The following is an 18,787-nucleotide window of genomic DNA, read 5'->3' as shown; positions in this document are numbered from 1 at the left end:
AAACGATTGAAGTCAGGAATTTTATCACCAACTTCGGTTTCACTACAGCAACACATCACGGGACAAAGTCTGCAACTCTAAAAAACTAGTTACAAGACCTATCGATGTTCGTTTTACGAGAACAAAAAAGCGCAGATCGAAGACCTGCGCTTTTTGGCTGCCAATTAGCGGCTTTCACACCCTACACGTTTTTACATTGTGTAAGTGTAAGGAGCTTGAATGCCTAGCGGGATACCTACCATCCAATAAGCAACTAGGAAGATAGACCAACCGATCAGCATTGCGATCGAGAATGGCATCATTAGTGACGCAAGCGTACCGATACCAGCCGACTTCACATAACGCTGACAGTAAACCACTACAAGAGGGAAAAATACCATTAGAGGCGAAATGATGTTCGATACAGAGTCCCCCACACGGTAAGCCGCCTGAGACAGCTCAGGCGAGATACCAACCGCCATTAGCATTGGCACTAGGATTGGACCAATTAAAGCCCATTTTGCAGATGCCGAACCAATAAGTAGGTTTACAGACGCGGTTAGAAGTATCATACCGATGATGGTCACTTCACCTGGTAGGTTCATCGCTTTTAAGCCTTCTGCGCCATACAACGCTAGCATCGTACCGATGTTTGACTGAGCAAATGCAGATAGGAACTGAGCACAGAAGAACGACATAACAATGTATGCGCCCATGGTTGACATAGTATCAGCCATCGCTTTGATAATGTCGTTGCTGGTCTTGAACGTTCCAGACACTTTACCGTAAACGTAACCAGGAATGATAAACAGAATAAAGATCAACGGCACGATAGACTTCATTATCGGTGCTGAGAAGGCAGTAATTTCACCTTCAGGCGAGCGAAGTGCTGATGTTTCTGGAATTAACGCTGCAACAAGTAAAGCAATACCCGCCATCATTGCCCAACCTGCATAACGGAATGCTTTTGATTCCAGTTCAGTAAATGAACCTAGGTTTGGCGCGGTTTCCGCATCATCATCAATTGGCATTTTTGATAAACGAGGCTCGATGATTTTCTCTGTCACGTACCAACCAATCCCCACAATAATGATAGAGGATAGGCCAGTGAAGAAGATGTTCGCTAATGGGTTAACCACATATTCAGGATCAAGAACCTGCGCCGCAGTTTGCGTAAAGCCAGCCAATAGCGGATCGATACCTGAAGGGATAAAGTTTGCAGAGAAGCCACCAGATACACCTGCAAATGCTGCCGCAATACCTGCTAAAGGGTGACGACCTGCCGCATGGAAGATAATACCGCCAAGAGGAATAACCAGAACATAGCCTGCATCTGCCGCAGTATGCGATACAATGGCAACCAAAATAAGCATTGGAGTAAGAAGCTTAGCTGGCGTGAAGTTCAGCATCTTCTTAAGACCCGTCGTAATAAAGCCCGAAGAATCTGCAACACCCACACCTAGCATTGCGACAAGTACGATACCCAGTGGCGCAAAGCCAGTAAACGTCGTCACCATGTTAGCAAGGAAACTTGCTAGCGCTTCGCCCGTAAGTAAGTTGGTGATAGTAAGAGCTTCGCCCGTTCGAGGGTTTGGAAGATCGAATGATACATTCGACAAAAGTGCTGACGCCGCCCAAGTAATGATCAATGCCCAGAAGAACAAAATCGCAGGATCAGGAATTTTGTTACCTGTCCTCTCGATAAAGTTTAAAAAGCGCTCCATCCCGCTCGGCTTCGATGATGGTGCCTTATTTACAGCTTGGTTACTCATGGTAACTCCATAGTGAATGATGTTGGTGCCAAGGCCTATTTGAATAATTATAACGACCTACTATCCAACGAGTATTCTAGTAAACACTAATGGAGAAAGCACAAGGTTCTAGATTTTTTTTCATAATTGGAGACATATTTTGCAAAAACACCACTTCAATTAAACATAATAAAAACAGTAGCACATCAACTCAATTAACAGTTCAAAAACCATTTATTAACCGTGACAAATCCGGTATCAAACAGGAATTACACCCGCATTTGTCTCAGCCCATGTATGCAATTGAACTTAGTTTTCGAATTCACTGTACTGTGAAGTCATAGTTTTCAGCTGAACGGATTGCGTCTGCCCCATTCTATCTTCCCAACTTGTTGTGATGATGATCGTCTTTAGTGAACCTGATACAGTAGCAGGTGGCACATCCCACTCCACCGTGTACGCTCCAGTGGCGGAAGATCCTGTCACGATAGAGGCAAAACTGGCAGTAGAAATCGTAGAAAGCGCATCCGAAGCACCACGCGTTCGGAACCATTCGAGTTGGTTTTCTGCTAGACGAAGTGCTTCAATACTTTTTATGGCATATTCAGATTCACGTTCTAGATACACGTTTAGCTTAGTTAAACCTAGAGCCCCAACACCGATAAGCAGAAAAGAAATTAGAACTTCAAGAAGGTTAAAACCTTTTTGTTTAGAGATCATTCCAGGAGCCTCGCTGCCACTTTAGTTTCTCAATGTACTTGCCGCTCTTTCCACCATTGTAGGCAGGTATCAAAGATCCATTTAATTTTATAGTTCTATCTTCTGCATCTAACCCTATCCCGCCATCAAGCTTCAATGAACCATCTAGCAAAAAAGCATATTTATTAAAGTCATTATTAATATCATGCTTGTGAAAAGAAGTAGGGGTTACACCTATATCATTTTTAGAATCAAAAAGATCAATCCATATTTCTTTAACATCCAACACAGTTGGCTTTGAAAGGTATTGGTAAAGAAGTCCATCAAAATAACTCATACTTTGACTGTAGAGAACACCATCATAAATAATAAGCTGAATAGCATTATCTACAGGCTGAGTAGTAGAACCAAAAATATTTCCTGATATTGCGCAACTGCCATCGACCCAAAACCTTCGTTTTCCAGCAGCGTAAGCATTAGCTAACTTAGTATGGCATGACTTAACCCAACCTTTAGGTGTCTTACCGCTAGCAATTACAACGCCAACAGGATCCGCTTTAATCTCGTTTTTGAGTTTTGCTACGTTAACTGCGTTGAAATCCATAGTGAATAAGTCTTTGAAAACCGAAATATTTGCAACATTTTCTTTGATATCTTCATTTTTATTCGAAGTGCTAGTAGTAGCTAGGTAGGTTGGACGTTTGGTTTCTTCAAATAAATTGGATTTGTGCGAATTCTTACAAGTAAAGCTAGGAGCCCCTAAAATCCCAGTAGCATGACTACTGACTGAACTGTCCACCGTCAGAAAGTGCTCATCAGAACCACTTACACTTGCTACATAACTCACGGTTCCACCAGCAATAATAGATGTACACTCACTGTCAGACGACAAACCTTTTGCTTTAGGGACAAAGTGCATTGAGCCAGTAAGCTCTACCGACGCACTCGTTTTTAGTACAGCACCAAGGCCGTTCCCTGTCGAAATTATCACTTTACTTAAATTTGTATTTCCCTCTTTAGATGTAACCAAATATTCATAATTGCTGAGTTTTTTTATCGTAGTAGATACTGTACAGCCTAGTAAAGTAATTGTTCCGGAAGGAGGAAGAACTAACATCTTCTCCTTTATTTGTGCAAAAGCACATTCCAGTCCTCCTTCAGCCTTCCAATGTTCTTGTCGAGCTTTTAGTTCATTCTGAGCCACTTTTAATTGAAAAAATACTCCCTTTGATGATGCGAGAGATGTAATCAAAGCAAACAATAATAGTATGGATGTTACTAACAACGTCGTGTACCCAGAACATCCAAATTTAGATCTCATTGCCAATTCCTTTGCTTAATTGAAAACTCTGCAACTTGATTAATTACGCCATCTACAGTTTGTAAAGCCAAAGTAACATCCGTTACAGCGCTAATATTTGTGCCATTCGTTACGACATCAGAATTTACTGTAAAACTCGTCACTTGAAAAATATCTTCATCAAATAAAGAACGACAAAAATCCACACCATCAAAAGACAGTATTTTGGCTTGGGATACTACGCCATTTTCACAGATTACAAGTTTGCTATCTCGCTTCTCATACTTAATATTTCTATAGTTTTTATTTAGCGGAGAGTCATCTCTAAAATAAACAAAACCAATAGAAGATGCACCACTGATTGTAATTGTTTCCAAGGCTCCGGATAATTTAAGAGACATACCATGACCACCATCATAACCAGCCCTTTGAATATCTTCTTTCATAACAGATAAAGTGATATTAAGACTTTGCAATAAATTTAGCTCTAAGCTTTTTTCTTTTGCTGTTTTTTGTAAACTCAAGAATATAGAGCCCACTACACTAAGAACAATTAACCCAATTAAAGAACTAATCATTAATTCAATTAAAGAGCTACCTATTTGATAGCGTTTGTTAGCACTGACGGTAATCATATAACTTCGCTCCAGAATTACTACAAATCTTAATCCTCCCAGGAGGGTTTGAGATCTTTGCTTGTAGTTTTATGTTTTGAGCATTGGTTGGGAAAAACTCTATATTTCCTCCTTGGGGCCGTCCACGGACCTCATCGAAGCTTATTTTTTGATTATCGTAACTGTGCTTCAAAGATAATTCAGAGTATGCGGAGCCGGAAAGGTTTAAGATTACTCCCCCTGAGCCGCTAGATGAGTCAGTTAACTGTAGAGACCATGCCCCTTGACTGACAACAACGTTTTTAGCCATGGAGAAATGTATATATAACTTTTGATTTCTCATTACCGCCTCGGACTTACTTTGGCTTAGAAAACCAGCTAATTCAGTTGCCAATCGCTGCATTTGCACAGTTTGTGAAACACGGCTAAAGCTTGGAGCTGCAAACGCCAATATAATACTCAGTACAGCAACAGTAATAAGAAGCTCCAACAACGTAAACCCGCGAGGCATTTCCCAAATTCCTATGTAAACGGCAAAAGGGCCGTAATTCATCTTGCACAGATGCTATCACCTGCCAAAAATAGGCGGAAAAGTGAAAAGGAAACTACTCGTGATGATTCGAATTTCTCGTTGTAACGGCTACAAAAAAGGATTGAGAGGGATGACATTGATCGAATTACTGGTAGCTGTAGTGATTGTCGGGATCATTGCTGCAGTCGCATACCCCTCTTACACTAATCATGTAATCAAGTCTCATAGGACGGTTGCCTTGAGCGATCTTAGTCGAATTCAGCTAGAGCTAGAGACATCTTATGATGGTGGGTACGACTGGAGTCATATTCTCTCTGGAGGCACATGCACTCTATGTGACTCAGACACAAATAGATTTTCTTTCGATATTGCGAGCTCTGCAAGTACGGCCTATACCATTACAGCAACAGCAAAATCGTCTCTGGGACAAGACGACGACGAGTGCTTGACTGGTTCTAAAACGATTACTTTAACGTCAACAAATGTCGAAGAACCAAGTGATTGCTGGAATTAGGAAGAACACCGAGATGCAAAAAGGCCTGCATTTTAGCAGGCCTTTGTATGTGTGCTTTTCGCTAACGTCTTAGCTGGTTAAATCATCAAAGAACTTTTTCACACCGTTGAAAAAGCCTTCTGATTTAGGCTTGTGCTTTGTCGCCGCTTCACCACCACAAGACTCTTCAAACTCTTTGAGCAGTTCTTTTTGGCGTGAGCTTAGATTTACTGGTGTTTCGACAACCAACTTCACAATAAGATCACCAACACCGCCACCACGAACGCCTTTCACACCTTTACCACGCATACGGAACATACGACCTGTTTGCGTTTCTGAAGGCACTTTTAGGCTTACGCGACCATCTAGGGTTGGTACTTCAACTTCACCACCTAGAGCTGCCATCGCAAAGCTTACTGGCACTTCACAGTATAGGTTGTTGCCATCACGCTCGAAGATATGGTGCTCTTTCACGTGCACTTGTACATACAAGTCGCCAGCAGGCGCCCCCATTTCTCCCGCTTCACCTTCGCCAGATAGGCGAATACGATCGCCAGTATCAACACCTGCCGGGATCTTAACGTTAAGTGTTTTTGTTTTCTGCTTACGACCTTGACCATGACACTCATTACAAGGGTCTTTAATGATTTTACCTTTGCCGTGACAGGTAGGACAGGTTTGTTGCACTGCGAAGAAGCCCTGGCGCATCTGTACTTGACCATGACCATGACAGGTACCACATGTTTCAGCAGATGAACCTTTCTTCGCGCCACTACCATCACAGGTATCACAGTGTACTAGTGTCGGTACTTCGATCTCCTTCGTTACACCACGAACCGCTTCTTCTAGCGTCAATTCCATGTTGTAACGTAGGTCAGCACCTCGCTGGGCACGGTGGCCACCACCGCCACGACGACCACCACCAAAGATGTCACCGAATACATCGCCAAAGATGTCGCCGAAATCAGCACCGCCGCCGCCAAAGCCGCCGCCACCGAAACCACCGCCGCCTTGTTCAAAAGCAGCATGACCGTATTGGTCGTACGCCGCTTTCTTTTGAGGGTCGGTCAGAACTTCGTACGCTTCTTTTACTTCTTTAAACTTGTCCGCCGCAGAATCATCACCCTGGTTTCGGTCTGGGTGGAATTTCATCGCTAGACGCTTATACGCCTTTTTGATATCGCGCTCTGAGGCATCACGGCTTACGCCTAATACTTCGTAAAAATCACGTTTTGACATGTTCTTCGTCACCAGTTAATTACTACAAACGGCATCGATTCACCGCTTGGTGTTTGTATCGTTCTAGGTAAGTGCACTTGTCTGCAACATACTTAACTAGAAAGACAGCGTTTACAAACAGACGGGCGTAAGAGTTGCCCCAAACGCCCGCACACGAAGTCTTATCGACCCCAGATGGCTATGCAACCATCTGGTTAAGAAATATTATTTCTTGTCGTCTTTAACTTCTTCGAACTCAGCATCTACAACGTCGTCTTCTTTAGACTGTGCACCTGCGTCAGCACCTTGTGCTTGCTGCGCTTGAGCTTGTTGTTGAGCGATTTCCATCAGCTTTTGAGAAGCAGTCATTAGTGCTTGAACTTTAGCATCGATAGCTTCTTTGTCTTCGCCTTTACGTGCTGTTTCTAGCTCAGAAATTGCTGCTTCAATCTTCTCTTTCTCTTCTGCAGGTAGCGCTTCACCAGCTTCTTCTACTTGCTTACGAGTACCGTGAATCATTTGGTCAGCTTGGTTACGTGCAGTCGCTAGCTCTTCGAACTTCTTGTCCGCTTCTTTGTTAGCTTCTGCTTCTTGAACCATTTTCTCGATGTCTTCATCGCTTAGACCGCCAGAAGCTTGGATAGTGATCTTCTGCTCTTTACCAGTCTGCTTGTCTTTCGCAGACACGTGTAGGATACCATCCGCATCAAGGTCAAAAGTAACCTCGATTTGTGGCATACCACGTGGTGCAGGCTGGATGCCTTCTAGGTTAAATTGGCCTAGAGACTTGTTGTACATCGCTTGCTTACGCTCACCTTGTAGAACGTGGATAGTTACCGCGCTCTGGTTGTCTTCCGCTGTAGAGAAAACTTGGTTCGCTTTAGTTGGGATAGTTGTGTTCTTCTCAACTAACTTAGTCATCACGCCACCCATTGTCTCGATACCTAGAGACAGTGGAGTTACGTCTAGTAGTAGTACGTCTTTAACGTCACCAGCAAGTACACCACCTTGAACTGCAGCACCCATTGCTACTGCTTCGTCAGGGTTTACGTCACGGCGCGCTTCTTTACCAAAGAACTCAGCAACTTTCGCTTGAACCATTGGCATACGAGTCTGACCACCAACTAGGATTACGTCAGTGATGTCGTTTACTGATAGGTCAGCGTCAGCTAGAGCTACTTTTAATGGCTCAAGAGAGCGTTGTACTAGGTCTTCAACTAGAGATTCTAGTTTTGCACGAGTCACTTTAATGTTCATGTGCTTAGGACCAGTTGCATCTGCAGTAACGTAAGGTAGGTTTACGTCTGTTTGAGAAGTAGAAGAAAGCTCGATTTTCGCTTTCTCTGCTGCTTCTTTAACACGCTGCATTGCTAGTGGGTCGTTTTTAAGGTTGATGCCTTGCTCTTTGTTGAACTCATCAACCAAGTAGTTGATTAGACGGTTATCAAAGTCTTCACCACCTAGGTGAGTATCACCGTTAGTTGCTAGAACTTCGAATGTTTTCTCGCCTTCAACTTCATCGATTTCGATGATTGAAATATCGAATGTACCACCACCAAGGTCGTATACCGCGATAGTGCGATCGCCGCCTTTCTTATCAAGACCGTAAGCTAGCGCAGCTGCTGTTGGTTCGTTGATGATACGTTTAACTTCTAGACCTGCGATACGGCCAGCATCTTTTGTCGCTTGACGCTGAGCATCGTTAAAGTAAGCAGGTACTGTGATAACTGCGCCAGTTACTTCCTCACCAAGGAAGTCTTCAGCAGTTTTCTTCATTTTCTTAAGAACTTCAGCAGAAACCTGAGGAGCTGCCATTTTTTGGCCTTTCGCTTCTACCCAAGCATCACCGTTGTCAGCCTTAACGATTTTGTAAGGCATGATTTCGATGTCACGCTGAACTTCTTCGTCTTCAAAACGACGACCGATTAGACGCTTAATTGCAAATAGCGTGTTTTCTGGGTTAGTTACTGCTTGACGTTTCGCTGGTTGACCTACTAGCGTCTCACCGTCAGTGTAAGCAATAACCGATGCAGTAGTACGTTCGCCCTCTGCGTTTTCAATTACACGTGGTTTGTCGCCGTCTAATACAGCAACACATGAGTTAGTAGTACCTAAGTCAATACCAATGATTTTACCCATCTGGCTATCTCCGAATAAATTCTATTTTCGTTTGGTTATAACCCCAATGTGGGGGGAGGAGAATCGGGTTTCAACCCTTGCTCACAAACAAAAATAATCAATGTTTGCTTCTCTATGCCACATAGATAAGGGCGGCAAAATGCTTTTCAAGGGCAGAATTAAAAAAAAGCGTCTTTTTTCGAAATTTATGTGTTTCTTTCTGATTAGTTGGGAACTCGTCACACTGCTGTAGCGCAACAAAACGTCATTTCCCAGATAAATTTATTTATGTCCGACTCTTCCTAAATAAAAAACGAGCTCATAAGAGCTCGCTTCAATATTAGGGTTAAAATAAATTATTCAAGGTATTAGGCGTTCGCTTGAGCAGGCTCAGCATCAACACCTTCTTCTTTACCGATCTCACCTTCTGTTTTTGCAACAATGGTGTTCACTGCCGTGTCGCCGACAACGTTAGATGATGTACAGAACATATCATTAATACGGTCGACCGCTGCAATGATTGCTAAACCTTCAGGTGGTAAACCTAGTTGGTGAAGCAAAACGCCTACCATTACCACGCCGCCCCCAGGAACACCGCCAGCACCAATAGATAACAGAAGAATAGTTAAGCCAAGTGTGAAGATGTCTGCGGTGTTAATTGGCTGGCCAAAAGCGTTCGCAACAAACATCGTTGCTAGAGCAATATAGATAGAAACACCAGACATATTCATCGTTGCGCCCAGTGGTACACCGAAGCCAGCAACCGATTTAGAGACCTGAAGCTTTTCTGTCAGTGTGCGCATCGTTACCGGGATAGTCGCGTTTGAGCTCGCGGTAGATAGAGAGAAAAGAATCTGCTCACGAGTTGCACGTAGGAAAGTCTTTGGAGAAGTTCCTGTCGCAATACTCACTGCCATTGGGTAGAAGAAGAAGATCCAGAACACCAACATCGCAACCACCAAAGCCACGTAACCGGCAACGGACATTAATGTATTGGCGTTTAGCGTTGCACCTAGTTGAATCATTAGTGCGAACACACCATATGGTGCAAGACTCATCACTAATCCAACCAATTTCATCATGATTTCATTTGCCATTTTGAATGTGCGAATAGCTGGGCCACCACGAGAATCCAAAGCTTGAATTGCAAGCCCCGTCAAAATTGCCATAAAGATGATTTGCAGCATGTCGCCGCTAGCAAACGCTTGTACAGGATTGCTAGGAACAATGTTAACAACTAAAGAGAAAATGTCCGGCGTCTCTGTCGTTGTCAGCTGTACAGCCTCAGATACCGTTCCTGCTAGATTAGCGCCCGCTCCTGGCTGGAAGATCAAGCCGACAGTCAAAGCCGCCGTAATCGCAATGATGGTGTTAAGAATGTAAAGGGTAAAAGTTTTTCCACCAAGACGACCAAATGCACTGATGTCTTTCAAGTCAACAATGCCGCATACGATTGAAACGTAAACTAAAGGAACAACAAGCAATTTGATCAGTGAGACGAACATGCCGCCAACACCTTCTGCTGCTCCAAGTAGGTATGTATCAAAAATCGCAATACCGCTAAATAAGTACTGAATTGCTGTCCCCAGCACAAGGCCGGCAAACAAGCCTATAAAAATCTTACTAGAAAGCGATTTATCCATTATAAATCTCCGATATGTTGTGTTTACTATTTACATTTTTGTAGTTATATATGCTTACTTTTAAAGCATTAGTCGCAAATCATACACACCGAAGTTACAAAATAAAGTGACAATTTACATTTTTGTTAACGACATTGTTTTAGAAAAAATGACTATATTTACATTCCTATGCAGAACAAATATTCACACAACGAATGATTACAATCACTTATAGCCCTTTCCGTTAATAAACACGCAGCGAGATGAGAGAAAATCTCCTATAGGAAAATAATTAACCAATAGGAAAAAATATGAAGGGGATCAAATTTTCATTTATCGATATACAACGAAGTTCGATGCAGTCATTTATGTTTAAAACAAAAAAGCGCCCATCAAAAATGATGGGCGCTTTTATATTTAAAAAACAGGTAGTTAAAGTTACTTAGCAACCATTACCATTGCCGGACGAATCACACGGCCGTTTAGTTCGTAACCTTTTTGCATAACAAACATAACAGTGTTTGATTCATGATCAGGGCTCTCCTGAATCGACATCGCTTGATGGAACTCTGGATTGAATGCTTCACCTTCAGGGTTGATTGCTTTCAAGCCAAATTTCGCTACAACGTCTACAAACGTTTTATGTGTTAGTTCAACGCCTTCTAGGAACGGCTTCACAGTTTCATTCTCTGTATCTGCCGCTTGAATTGCACGCTCTAGGTTATCAATAACAGGAAGCAGCTCTTCTGCAAACTTGTTCAACGCAAACTTACGTGCTTTATCGATCTCTTGCTCAGTGCGACGACGCATGTTTTCTACTTCAGCTTTAGAACGCAACACCGCATCTTGTTGCTCTTTTACTTTTGCCTCGCTAGACAATAGTGCCGCTTCTAGTTGAGCAATCTTAGCGTCTGTCTCATCACCAAGCTCTTCAAGCTCAGCTTCAACTTCTTGTGCTTCAGCTTCTACTTTTTCAGCCTCTTCGATGATTTGATCAAGCTCTTCTTCTGTAACTTTGTTTTCTTCGTTGCTCATGATATCTCCAGAATTCAACATAATGCCCTTAAAGCCATGCGCGTTTTTGCGGGCTTTAACCACATAAAAATTCGCATATTTAGGTGACTTGCCATTATTATGGGGATGAAGATTCCTGATTCAAGCCTCTTTAATGCGGAAATGCTATGAAAAATCCATGTAACGTGATCGCGATTATCGGAAAACCAAGAGATCAACAAGCAATTCAAACTCATAAAGAGTTGTACCAATGGTTGACCTCTGAGGGCTATAAAGTATTCATTGACGATCGCCTTGCCGCAATACTGGATGATATCCCACAGAGTCAGTTTGCTAGCTTAGTTGAACTAGGAAAAAATGCCGATCTAGCCATTGTGGTTGGTGGCGATGGCAACATGTTAGGTGCGGCAAGAATTTTATCCCGATTTGATGTGCCAGTTATAGGCGTGAACCGTGGAAATTTGGGCTTCTTAACTGACTTGAACCCAGACGACTTCCAAGCGTCTCTGCAAGCGGTACTCGACGGTGATTATATTGAAGAGGAACGTTTTCTTTTAGAGGCGGAAGTACACCGCCACGGACAAATAAAGAGCCATAACGCTGCGCTAAACGAAGCCGTACTTCACCCAGGGCAAATTGCTCATATGATTGAATTTGAAGTGTACATAGATGAAAGCTTCGCCTTCTCTTTACGGGCCGACGGTTTGATTGTCTCCACTCCGACTGGCTCGACGGCATATTCACTTTCTGGCGGCGGCCCAATTCTTTCTCCTAGCTTGAATGCCATTTCACTCGTGCCAATGTTCCCTCATACATTGTCGAGTCGACCTTTGGTGGTTGATGGAAAACGTCGAATTAAATTGGTGGTATCACCAGAAAACCGTGGAACACAAGAAGTTAGCTGTGATGGACAAGTCTCACTTCCAGTTACCCCTGGCGACGAAATTCACATCTATCAAAGTCCAAATGTACTAAAGCTCATCCATCCAAAAGACTACAGCTACTATCACGTCTTACGGAATAAGCTTGGCTGGTCTAGTAAATTGTTCTAACACTTGTTACTCAGGGCAATAACTTCAATAAAAAAGCCAGCAGCTTAATTGCTACTGGCTTTTGGCTTTCTTAGACAAGAAATAGACACAAAGTAGTGAGGCGACACGATATTTGTCATCATTAAAGAGAAGCTTATAAATTTTGATCCTGTGGGCAAACTTTACACAAAAGATAGAAAAGCAAATTCAATGATCTATGTCCGGTGATATTCTCACCATGAATAGAGTATTAACTCTATTTCATACAATCAATAAAGGACATATTATGAAGAAAACCATCATTCTGTCTGTTCTCAGTACATTAGCACTTATTGGCTGCCAATCAGAGGAAACGCAAGTCAACAGTGTGTCCAATGCAAAAGCGGAAGATATCACTAAGACGAAACGGGCCCTAGCTCAACAATTGAGTGAGAATTATGCTGCCATTGAACCCATGCTGAGAAGAGATATTACTCCGCAACAGACTAACGTGTCTGTATCAGCATTTGTTAAGCAAAACCCTAACTCAGAGTTCAGCCGCCAGCTTGTACAAGCTGACACTCAAATTCGTAGCTGGAAAGGTATTTCTGAATACTCTGATCAGTTGTTAGAAGTTCGCTTGGCAAATGAAGCCATGATAACAGCATGGCAAAGTGGCGAGGTCGAGCCATTATTTGCATTTGAACCAAGTGGTGATGATGAGAATTGGCAATACATCGAAGCATTTGATGTGTATGGCAACATCCATCAACTCGATGTTTACCAGCTCCCTGAGGTACCTGTACTTGTCGTTGATAACAATAGCTCTGCAGAGCTAAAAGCAGGCTTGCAAGCTATGCAAGCTGAGATGAAAAAACTCGGTCAACCAGCTTTAGTTCAACCATATATTGCTGATGAACAACGCCAAAATACACCGCTATTGTCAAGTAGCGCAGTGGGCGAAGCGGCTCCAATTCAAACCACGCAGTTGAAAAAGATCCGTCTAGCCGATGACAAAGAACCTTGGATCTCTGGCAAGGCAGAAATCTACGCTATCGTAACGGGCGTCAATCCAAGTCGTGATGAACCTACTCTCGATTTGGTGGAGCTTCCATACTTAGACTACGATAACCAAGATTACTATCCAAATCAGATCATTATTCACTGGTCTCGTTACCGCTGGGGTGCGGCAGACATTGTGCTCATGGAGCAAGATGACGGCACAGACTATAAACAATTGGCAAAACTCCTTGTTCAAGTTGCCGAAGAAGTATTGAAAGCGATTCCAGATCCAGAAGTTCAGGCTTACGCGATTATTCCGCAAATCACGAACAAGATCATCGACACTATCCCCGATGGTGTACTCACGAATGATGATGACTTCGTCGACGTTTACTACACTCTAATGCAAGACACTTCATACGTGGATCACCCAGGTGCAGGTGTGAATGCAGTCGTCACACTAGAACCACTAACGATTAACCCAACTCGTCCGTAACCTGTTCAACTTTAATGAGTCGTTGTAATCACATCGGCTCATTTTTCCCACTTCATCACAAAAAAACAGCCTACAAAGAAAATTTTCCTTACCCGACTTTACTGTATAAAGAAACAGTATATACTGTTCTCTTATACAGTATTGTTCAGTTATACAGGTAAATAAAATGCTGGCTCATCTAAGTGTTAATAATTTTGCGATTGTTAAGTCTTTACAACTCGAGCTTTCTAAGGGCATGACCACCATTACAGGTGAAACAGGCGCGGGTAAATCCATTGCTATCGATGCTTTAGGGCTCTGCTTAGGCGGACGAGCCGATGCCGGCATGGTGCGACAAGGTGAAGAGAAAACCGAAGTTAGCGCCGCTTTTTTATTGGACAACAACTTACATGCAACACGTTGGTTAGAAGATAACGATCTGCTAGATGGCAGTGAGTGTATTTTGCGTCGTATTATCACAAAAGAAGGCCGCTCAAGAGCCTTCATTAATGGCAGCCCTGTTCCACTATCACAGCTCAAATCTCTAGGGCAGCTACTTATCAATATCCATGGGCAGCACGCTCATCATCAATTGATGAAAAGTGAGCACCAAATGGCCATGCTCGACCAATATGCTGGGCATTTAAACCTACTAAAAAGCACACGAAGTGCTTACCAGCATTGGCGTCAGGCGGATAATAACCTCAAGCAGCTAAAAGAAAATAGCCAGCAAAACCAGGCGCAAAAACAGTTGCTTGAATACCAAATCAAAGAACTGAATGAGTTATCGCTAGGTGAAGAAGAATTTGCAGAGCTCGAGCAAGAGCACAAACGACTATCCAACAGTGGTGAACTCGCCACTACCTGTCAGCAAGCCATCGAACTTATTTACGAAGGTGAAGAAGTCAATGCGCTTGGTATTTTGCAATCGGCCAATCACTCCCTAATTCAATTAGCCGAATTAGATGAAAAGCTATCTGAGCTACCTAACATGCTGTCAGAAGCAATGATTCAACTTGAAGAAACGAAGAATGAATTACGCAGCTACTTAGATGGCATCGATGTTGATCCAGCTCGTATGGCTTATGTAGAAGAACGTTTTTCTAAAGTGATGTCTGTAGCTCGTAAACACCACGTAATGCCAGAAGAACTCTACCAGCATCATCAAGATCTTCTGGCCCAAGTAGAAGCGTTAGATTGCTCCGATGAACGTTTAGATGAACTTGCTCAAGAAGTAGAACACAAGTACCAAAGCTTTCTAACACAAGCAGAAAAACTGCACAAATCACGCAGCCGTTACGCAAAAGAACTGAACAAACTGATCACACAAAGCATGCACGAATTGAGCATGGAGAAAGCAGTATTCAGTATCGAAGTTAGCAATGACAACACGCACCCATCGCCGCTTGGCATGGACAGCGTGTGCTTCTTAGTATCGACCAACCCGGGACAACCATTACAACCTATAGCAAAAGTTGCGTCAGGCGGTGAGCTATCACGCATCTCTCTAGCGATCCAAGTGATCACCGCTCAGAAAGTAGATACACCAAGTTTAATCTTCGATGAAGTGGACGTAGGTATTAGTGGCCCAACAGCTGCCGTAGTGGGCAAAATGCTACGCAAGCTTGGCGAATCTACTCAGGTATTGTGTGTCACTCACCTCCCTCAAGTTGCCGGATGCGGCCATCAACAAATGTTTGTAGCTAAGCAAACCAAAGCAGGCCAAACCGAAACCCAAATGCACGCATTAGATGAACAACAACGTGTGGCAGAATTAGCTCGCTTACTTGGGGGTAGTCAAATAACCGACTCAACGTTGGCAAACGCAAAAGAACTGCTTATCGCCGCTTAATAAATCGACAAGGGATGAGAAATGGATATCAGAGCAATACACAAAACCAACTGCTTAGATCTCATCCCTATTTTTATTGAGTTAGAACATTACTACTTCAAAGAAAAAGCTTCATCAAAACACGATCTGGTCCATTATCTAAAGAACCAAGTTTTCTCTGAACATTCTGGCGTTCATATCATTGCGGTTTACGATAATGATGACGTCGTAGGCTTTGCATCTTATACCATCATGTTCCCTGCCCCAAAACTCTCAGGGCAGATGTACTTAAAAGATCTGTTCGTATCTTCGAAGGTTCGAGGAAAAGGGGTTGGTCTCAAGTTAATGAAGTATCTGGCATCTTTGGCGATCAAGTGTAGATGCCAAAGGTTGGACTGGACAGCTGAAAGTAGTAACCCTACCGCAGGTCAGTTTTACCGCTCAATTGGTGCAACACTAATTCATGAAAAAGAGTATTATCGTTTTTCAGGTGATGCATTACGCGAATTCGCCAAAACCGACTAACGAGTCACTAGGCTTTGCTCACCGCTGAAAGCGTCCATCACCCTACTTCCGATTGAAATTTGCTCTTCGTCACCTAACTAATACGTCATGTGGTGACATTTACCGCCTAATATCGGTGAATAAATGCAACTCAACTCAAAATTCGTTGTCAGATTGTCTACCATACGACGCATAGCTTTTTACATCTGCGTCGAGCTTGTTTATTATCAGCGCAGTATTTTAAAGGTTACTAAGAAATTATTATGCAATTAAAGAAGTGGTTAGTTGCCGTACCATTAGCAATGACATTGCTGACAGGATGTTCGGTATTGGAAAGACTGGTTTATCGTATTGATATCAACCAAGGCAACTATGTAGAACAAAGTGCGGTTGATAAATTAAAGTTTGGGATGACTAAAGCACAGGTTCGCTTCGTATTAGGGTCGCCAATGCTTATTGAAAACGGCTATCCAAACACTTGGTATTACATCTATCATCATACTCCTGGCCATGGCGAGCCAGTACAGAAAGATCTGATTGTAAACTTTAATGACCAAGGCACACTCGCAGACATCAGTGGTGACTTTCCAAAAAGTGACGCATTTTACGAGCAAATTCAGTAAACTGACTTTTGCAAAAAAACCTCCCGTTTGGGAGGTTTTTTATTATATAGAAATCACGTTAGTCAAACTTTGAGTAACTCACATGAGCTATTGGGTTTATATTAATCCTGCTTATTTTTACGTACAGTACTAGGCTTGCCACCGGTGACTGGGTCTGCACTTCCCTCGGCTTTAGCCTGCTCCGCCCTTTTACGGCGAATCTCTTTCGGATCGGCGAGTAACGGACGATAAATCTCTATTCGGTCTCGATCTCGAACGGTCGCATCCAACTTCACGTTACGACTAAACACACCCACTTTGTTCTTGGACAAATCAATTTCAGGGTACAACTCCAATACACCGGATTGTCGAATGATCTCTTCTACCGTTGCGTGATTATTTACCACTAAGTTAAATACACGCTGTTCATGAGGAAGAGCATAGACAACCTCAACGTGAATCATATCTGACTCAATACTCATAACACTCGTAGACCTGTTTTGCGCGTTTAGTAAATGCATTTACCATATTACTAGTAAGCTCGTTAAAAATCTTACCGAAGGCCATCTCAATCATTTTACTTGAGAATTCAAACTCAAGCTTTAGTTCAACCTTGCAAGCTTGCTCATCTAGCGCGGTAAAAATCCAACCACCACGCAACGTCTTAAACGGGCCATCCACCAAGTTCATCATAATTGCCTGACCGGGGATCAACTCATTTGAAGTCGTAAACGTTTTGCTGATTCCAGCCTTCGCCACATCGACAGAAGCCACCATACCATTCCCCGAAGACTCAATGATTCTAGAGCCCGAGCAACCAGGCAGAAATTCAGGGTATTTAGCAACATCATTAACCAGATTGAACATCTGTTCGGCGCTAAAAGACACAAGCGCAGAACGGCTGACTTGCTTCATACATACTCCTATCGATACATGTACAGATTTAAAGCTACTCGCCAATTTTACTTTTATTCCACGATTGCGCAAATAAAAGGATTTCCTATCCGATATCCAACCCGTATAATGACGCTATTATGGCAAAGAAAAAAACGAAACAAAAAGCGGGTAGCAATACTATCGCGCTGAATAAAAAAGCTCGCCACGAGTATTTCATCGATGATGAAATCGAAGCTGGCTTGGAGCTCCAAGGTTGGGAAGTGAAAGCCCTTCGCCAAGGTAAAGCCAATATTTCTGAAAGTTACGTATTTATGCGTGACGGTGAAGCCTTTGTGAGTGGCATGACAATCACTCCTTTAAATCAGGCATCGACACACGTTGTGGCGAATCCTACACGTGTGCGTAAACTACTAATGAGTCGTCGTGAGCTGGATAATCTATTCGGACGTGTAAACCGTGAAGGTATGACATTAACGGCCCTCTCACTGTACTGGTCTCGCTCTTGGGTGAAACTAAAAATTGGCGTAGCAAAAGGTAAAAAGCTGCACGATAAACGTACGGATCTAAAAGAAAAAGACTGGGCAAGAGAAAAAGCACGCGTAATGAAGAGCGCGCTGCGTTAATCTTGACCACTTAAACGCATAGTACTGGACAGCCAATGCTTTTCTGTTACTATGCGAATATTACCTGGGGCTGATTTAGGATTCGACGGGAATTCAGAAGTCTGAGGTGCATGCCGAGGTGCGGTAGGCCTCGTTAACAAACCGCAAAAAAATAGTCGCAAACGACGAAAACTACGCACTAGCAGCTTAATAACCTGCTAAGAGCTCTCTCGCCCTAGCTTCCGCACGTAAGACGGGGAATAACGAGGGATCAAACCCAAACGCGCTAGCCCGGATTCTCCCGCCTGAGAGATGAACGGCGAATTTTAATTCAGGCTAGTCATTCATTAGCGTGTCGGTTCGCAGGTGGGTGGCGAAATTAAAGATCGACTAAGCATGTAGTACCAATGATGAACGGTTTTCGGACGCGGGTTCAACTCCCGCCAGCTCCACCAAACGTTTGGAAAAGGCCACCCTCGGGTGGCCTTTTTTGTATCAACAACCCACTATCCACTATCCACTAT

General features: G+C 43.1%; 18 protein-coding genes and 1 other RNA gene. 8 read left to right on the top strand and 11 right to left on the bottom strand.

Going from position 1 to position 18,787, the window contains the following annotated elements; genetic code table 11:
* Nucleotides 1–191 precede the first annotated feature (191 nt).
* The 5 genes from R7Q11_RS19965 to R7Q11_RS19945 all read right to left on the bottom strand — a co-directional run bounded on the left by R7Q11_RS19965 (nucleotide 192) and on the right by R7Q11_RS19945 (nucleotide 4,854).
* Nucleotides 192–1,751, bottom strand: a complete 1,560-nt coding sequence (locus tag R7Q11_RS19965; protein ID WP_017635695.1) for an AbgT family transporter — start codon at nucleotides 1,749–1,751, stop codon at nucleotides 192–194.
* Nucleotides 1,752–2,039: 288 nt separating this feature from the next.
* Nucleotides 2,040–2,450, bottom strand: a complete 411-nt coding sequence (locus R7Q11_RS19960; RefSeq protein WP_206970860.1) for a prepilin-type N-terminal cleavage/methylation domain-containing protein — start codon at nucleotides 2,448–2,450, stop codon at nucleotides 2,040–2,042.
* On the bottom strand, nucleotides 2,440–3,750 hold the full coding sequence (locus R7Q11_RS19955; RefSeq protein ID WP_225466669.1) for a hypothetical protein: 1,311 nt from the start codon (nucleotides 3,748–3,750) through the stop codon (nucleotides 2,440–2,442). The genes R7Q11_RS19960 and R7Q11_RS19955 overlap by 11 nt, the downstream gene beginning before the upstream one ends.
* On the bottom strand, nucleotides 3,747–4,364 hold the full coding sequence (locus R7Q11_RS19950; protein ID WP_005383755.1) for a PilW family protein: 618 nt from the start codon (nucleotides 4,362–4,364) through the stop codon (nucleotides 3,747–3,749). Before R7Q11_RS19950 ends, R7Q11_RS19955 begins: the two co-directional genes overlap by 4 nt.
* Nucleotides 4,345–4,854: a GspH/FimT family pseudopilin gene (locus R7Q11_RS19945; RefSeq protein ID WP_031780847.1), complete on the bottom strand. Its 510-nt coding sequence runs from the start codon at nucleotides 4,852–4,854 to the stop codon at nucleotides 4,345–4,347. The genes R7Q11_RS19950 and R7Q11_RS19945 overlap by 20 nt, the downstream gene beginning before the upstream one ends.
* 103 nt (nucleotides 4,855–4,957) lie before the next feature.
* Between R7Q11_RS19945 and R7Q11_RS19940 the strand changes: the two genes are divergently transcribed.
* Nucleotides 4,958–5,389, top strand: coding sequence for a type IV pilin protein (locus tag R7Q11_RS19940; RefSeq protein WP_054579037.1), 432 nt, complete (start codon nucleotides 4,958–4,960; stop codon nucleotides 5,387–5,389).
* Nucleotides 5,390–5,458: 69 nt separating this feature from the next.
* Here the strand turns inward: R7Q11_RS19940 and dnaJ are convergent, their stop codons facing one another.
* From dnaJ to grpE, 4 genes are all read right to left on the bottom strand, one after another.
* Nucleotides 5,459–6,607 (bottom strand): molecular chaperone DnaJ, encoded by a 1,149-nt coding sequence (gene dnaJ, locus R7Q11_RS19935; RefSeq protein WP_005381620.1) that lies wholly within the window; start codon nucleotides 6,605–6,607, stop codon nucleotides 5,459–5,461.
* Nucleotides 6,608–6,811: 204 nt separating this feature from the next.
* Nucleotides 6,812–8,725 carry a molecular chaperone DnaK gene (dnaK, locus tag R7Q11_RS19930; RefSeq protein ID WP_005381623.1) on the bottom strand — a complete coding sequence of 638 codons (1,914 nt, stop codon included), beginning with the start codon at nucleotides 8,723–8,725 and terminating at the stop codon, nucleotides 6,812–6,814.
* Between the two features lie 347 nt (nucleotides 8,726–9,072).
* Complete coding sequence (locus tag R7Q11_RS19925; RefSeq protein ID WP_005381625.1) at nucleotides 9,073–10,347, bottom strand: dicarboxylate/amino acid:cation symporter; 1,275 nt, start codon at nucleotides 10,345–10,347, stop codon at nucleotides 9,073–9,075.
* Between the two features lie 417 nt (nucleotides 10,348–10,764).
* Nucleotides 10,765–11,361: a nucleotide exchange factor GrpE gene (grpE, locus tag R7Q11_RS19920; RefSeq protein WP_021034134.1), complete on the bottom strand. Its 597-nt coding sequence runs from the start codon at nucleotides 11,359–11,361 to the stop codon at nucleotides 10,765–10,767.
* Nucleotides 11,362–11,507: 146 nt separating this feature from the next.
* Here grpE and nadK point away from each other — a divergent pair, with 146 nt between their 5' ends.
* The 5 genes from nadK (at nucleotide 11,508) to bamE (ending at nucleotide 16,785) form a co-directional block, all read left to right on the top strand.
* Nucleotides 11,508–12,392, top strand: coding sequence for an NAD(+) kinase (nadK, locus tag R7Q11_RS19915; RefSeq protein WP_225466668.1), 885 nt, complete (start codon nucleotides 11,508–11,510; stop codon nucleotides 12,390–12,392).
* A gap of 265 nt (nucleotides 12,393–12,657) precedes the next feature.
* Nucleotides 12,658–13,848 (top strand): DUF3103 domain-containing protein, encoded by a 1,191-nt coding sequence (locus R7Q11_RS19910; RefSeq protein WP_005383752.1) that lies wholly within the window; start codon nucleotides 12,658–12,660, stop codon nucleotides 13,846–13,848.
* Between the two features lie 166 nt (nucleotides 13,849–14,014).
* The gene (gene recN / locus R7Q11_RS19905) at nucleotides 14,015–15,679 is read left to right on the top strand and encodes a DNA repair protein RecN (protein ID WP_005383750.1); all 1,665 of its coding nucleotides are present in this window, start codon (nucleotides 14,015–14,017) and stop codon (nucleotides 15,677–15,679) included.
* 21 nt (nucleotides 15,680–15,700) lie between these two features.
* A complete protein-coding gene (locus R7Q11_RS19900; protein ID WP_086046555.1) occupies nucleotides 15,701–16,183 on the top strand; it encodes a GNAT family N-acetyltransferase in 483 nt (160 codons plus the stop codon).
* A 242-nt stretch (nucleotides 16,184–16,425) separates the two neighbouring features.
* Nucleotides 16,426–16,785, top strand: coding sequence for an outer membrane protein assembly factor BamE (gene bamE / locus R7Q11_RS19895; protein WP_017820585.1), 360 nt, complete (start codon nucleotides 16,426–16,428; stop codon nucleotides 16,783–16,785).
* Nucleotides 16,786–16,886: 101 nt separating this feature from the next.
* On the opposite strand, the gene R7Q11_RS19890 is transcribed toward bamE, so the two are convergent.
* Nucleotides 16,887–17,246 carry an RnfH family protein gene (locus R7Q11_RS19890; RefSeq protein WP_064376794.1) on the bottom strand — a complete coding sequence of 120 codons (360 nt, stop codon included), beginning with the start codon at nucleotides 17,244–17,246 and terminating at the stop codon, nucleotides 16,887–16,889.
* Nucleotides 17,236–17,679, bottom strand: coding sequence for an SRPBCC family protein (locus tag R7Q11_RS19885; protein WP_005381641.1), 444 nt, complete (start codon nucleotides 17,677–17,679; stop codon nucleotides 17,236–17,238). Before R7Q11_RS19885 ends, R7Q11_RS19890 begins: the two co-directional genes overlap by 11 nt.
* Before the next feature lie 119 nt (nucleotides 17,680–17,798).
* On the opposite strand from R7Q11_RS19885, the gene smpB reads away from it, so the two are divergent.
* Together smpB and ssrA are read left to right on the top strand one after the other, a co-directional pair.
* Complete coding sequence (gene smpB / locus R7Q11_RS19880; RefSeq protein WP_005381642.1) at nucleotides 17,799–18,284, top strand: SsrA-binding protein SmpB; 486 nt, start codon at nucleotides 17,799–17,801, stop codon at nucleotides 18,282–18,284.
* 66 nt (nucleotides 18,285–18,350) lie between these two features.
* Nucleotides 18,351–18,718, top strand: a transfer-messenger RNA (tmRNA) gene (ssrA, locus tag R7Q11_RS19875).
* Nucleotides 18,719–18,787: the final 69 nt, after the last annotated feature.

It is taken from the genome of Vibrio sp. 970 (genome assembly GCF_033339075.1).
The sequence above is the reverse complement of the archived record's forward strand: the minus strand, read 5'-3'. Positions and strand labels throughout refer to the sequence as shown.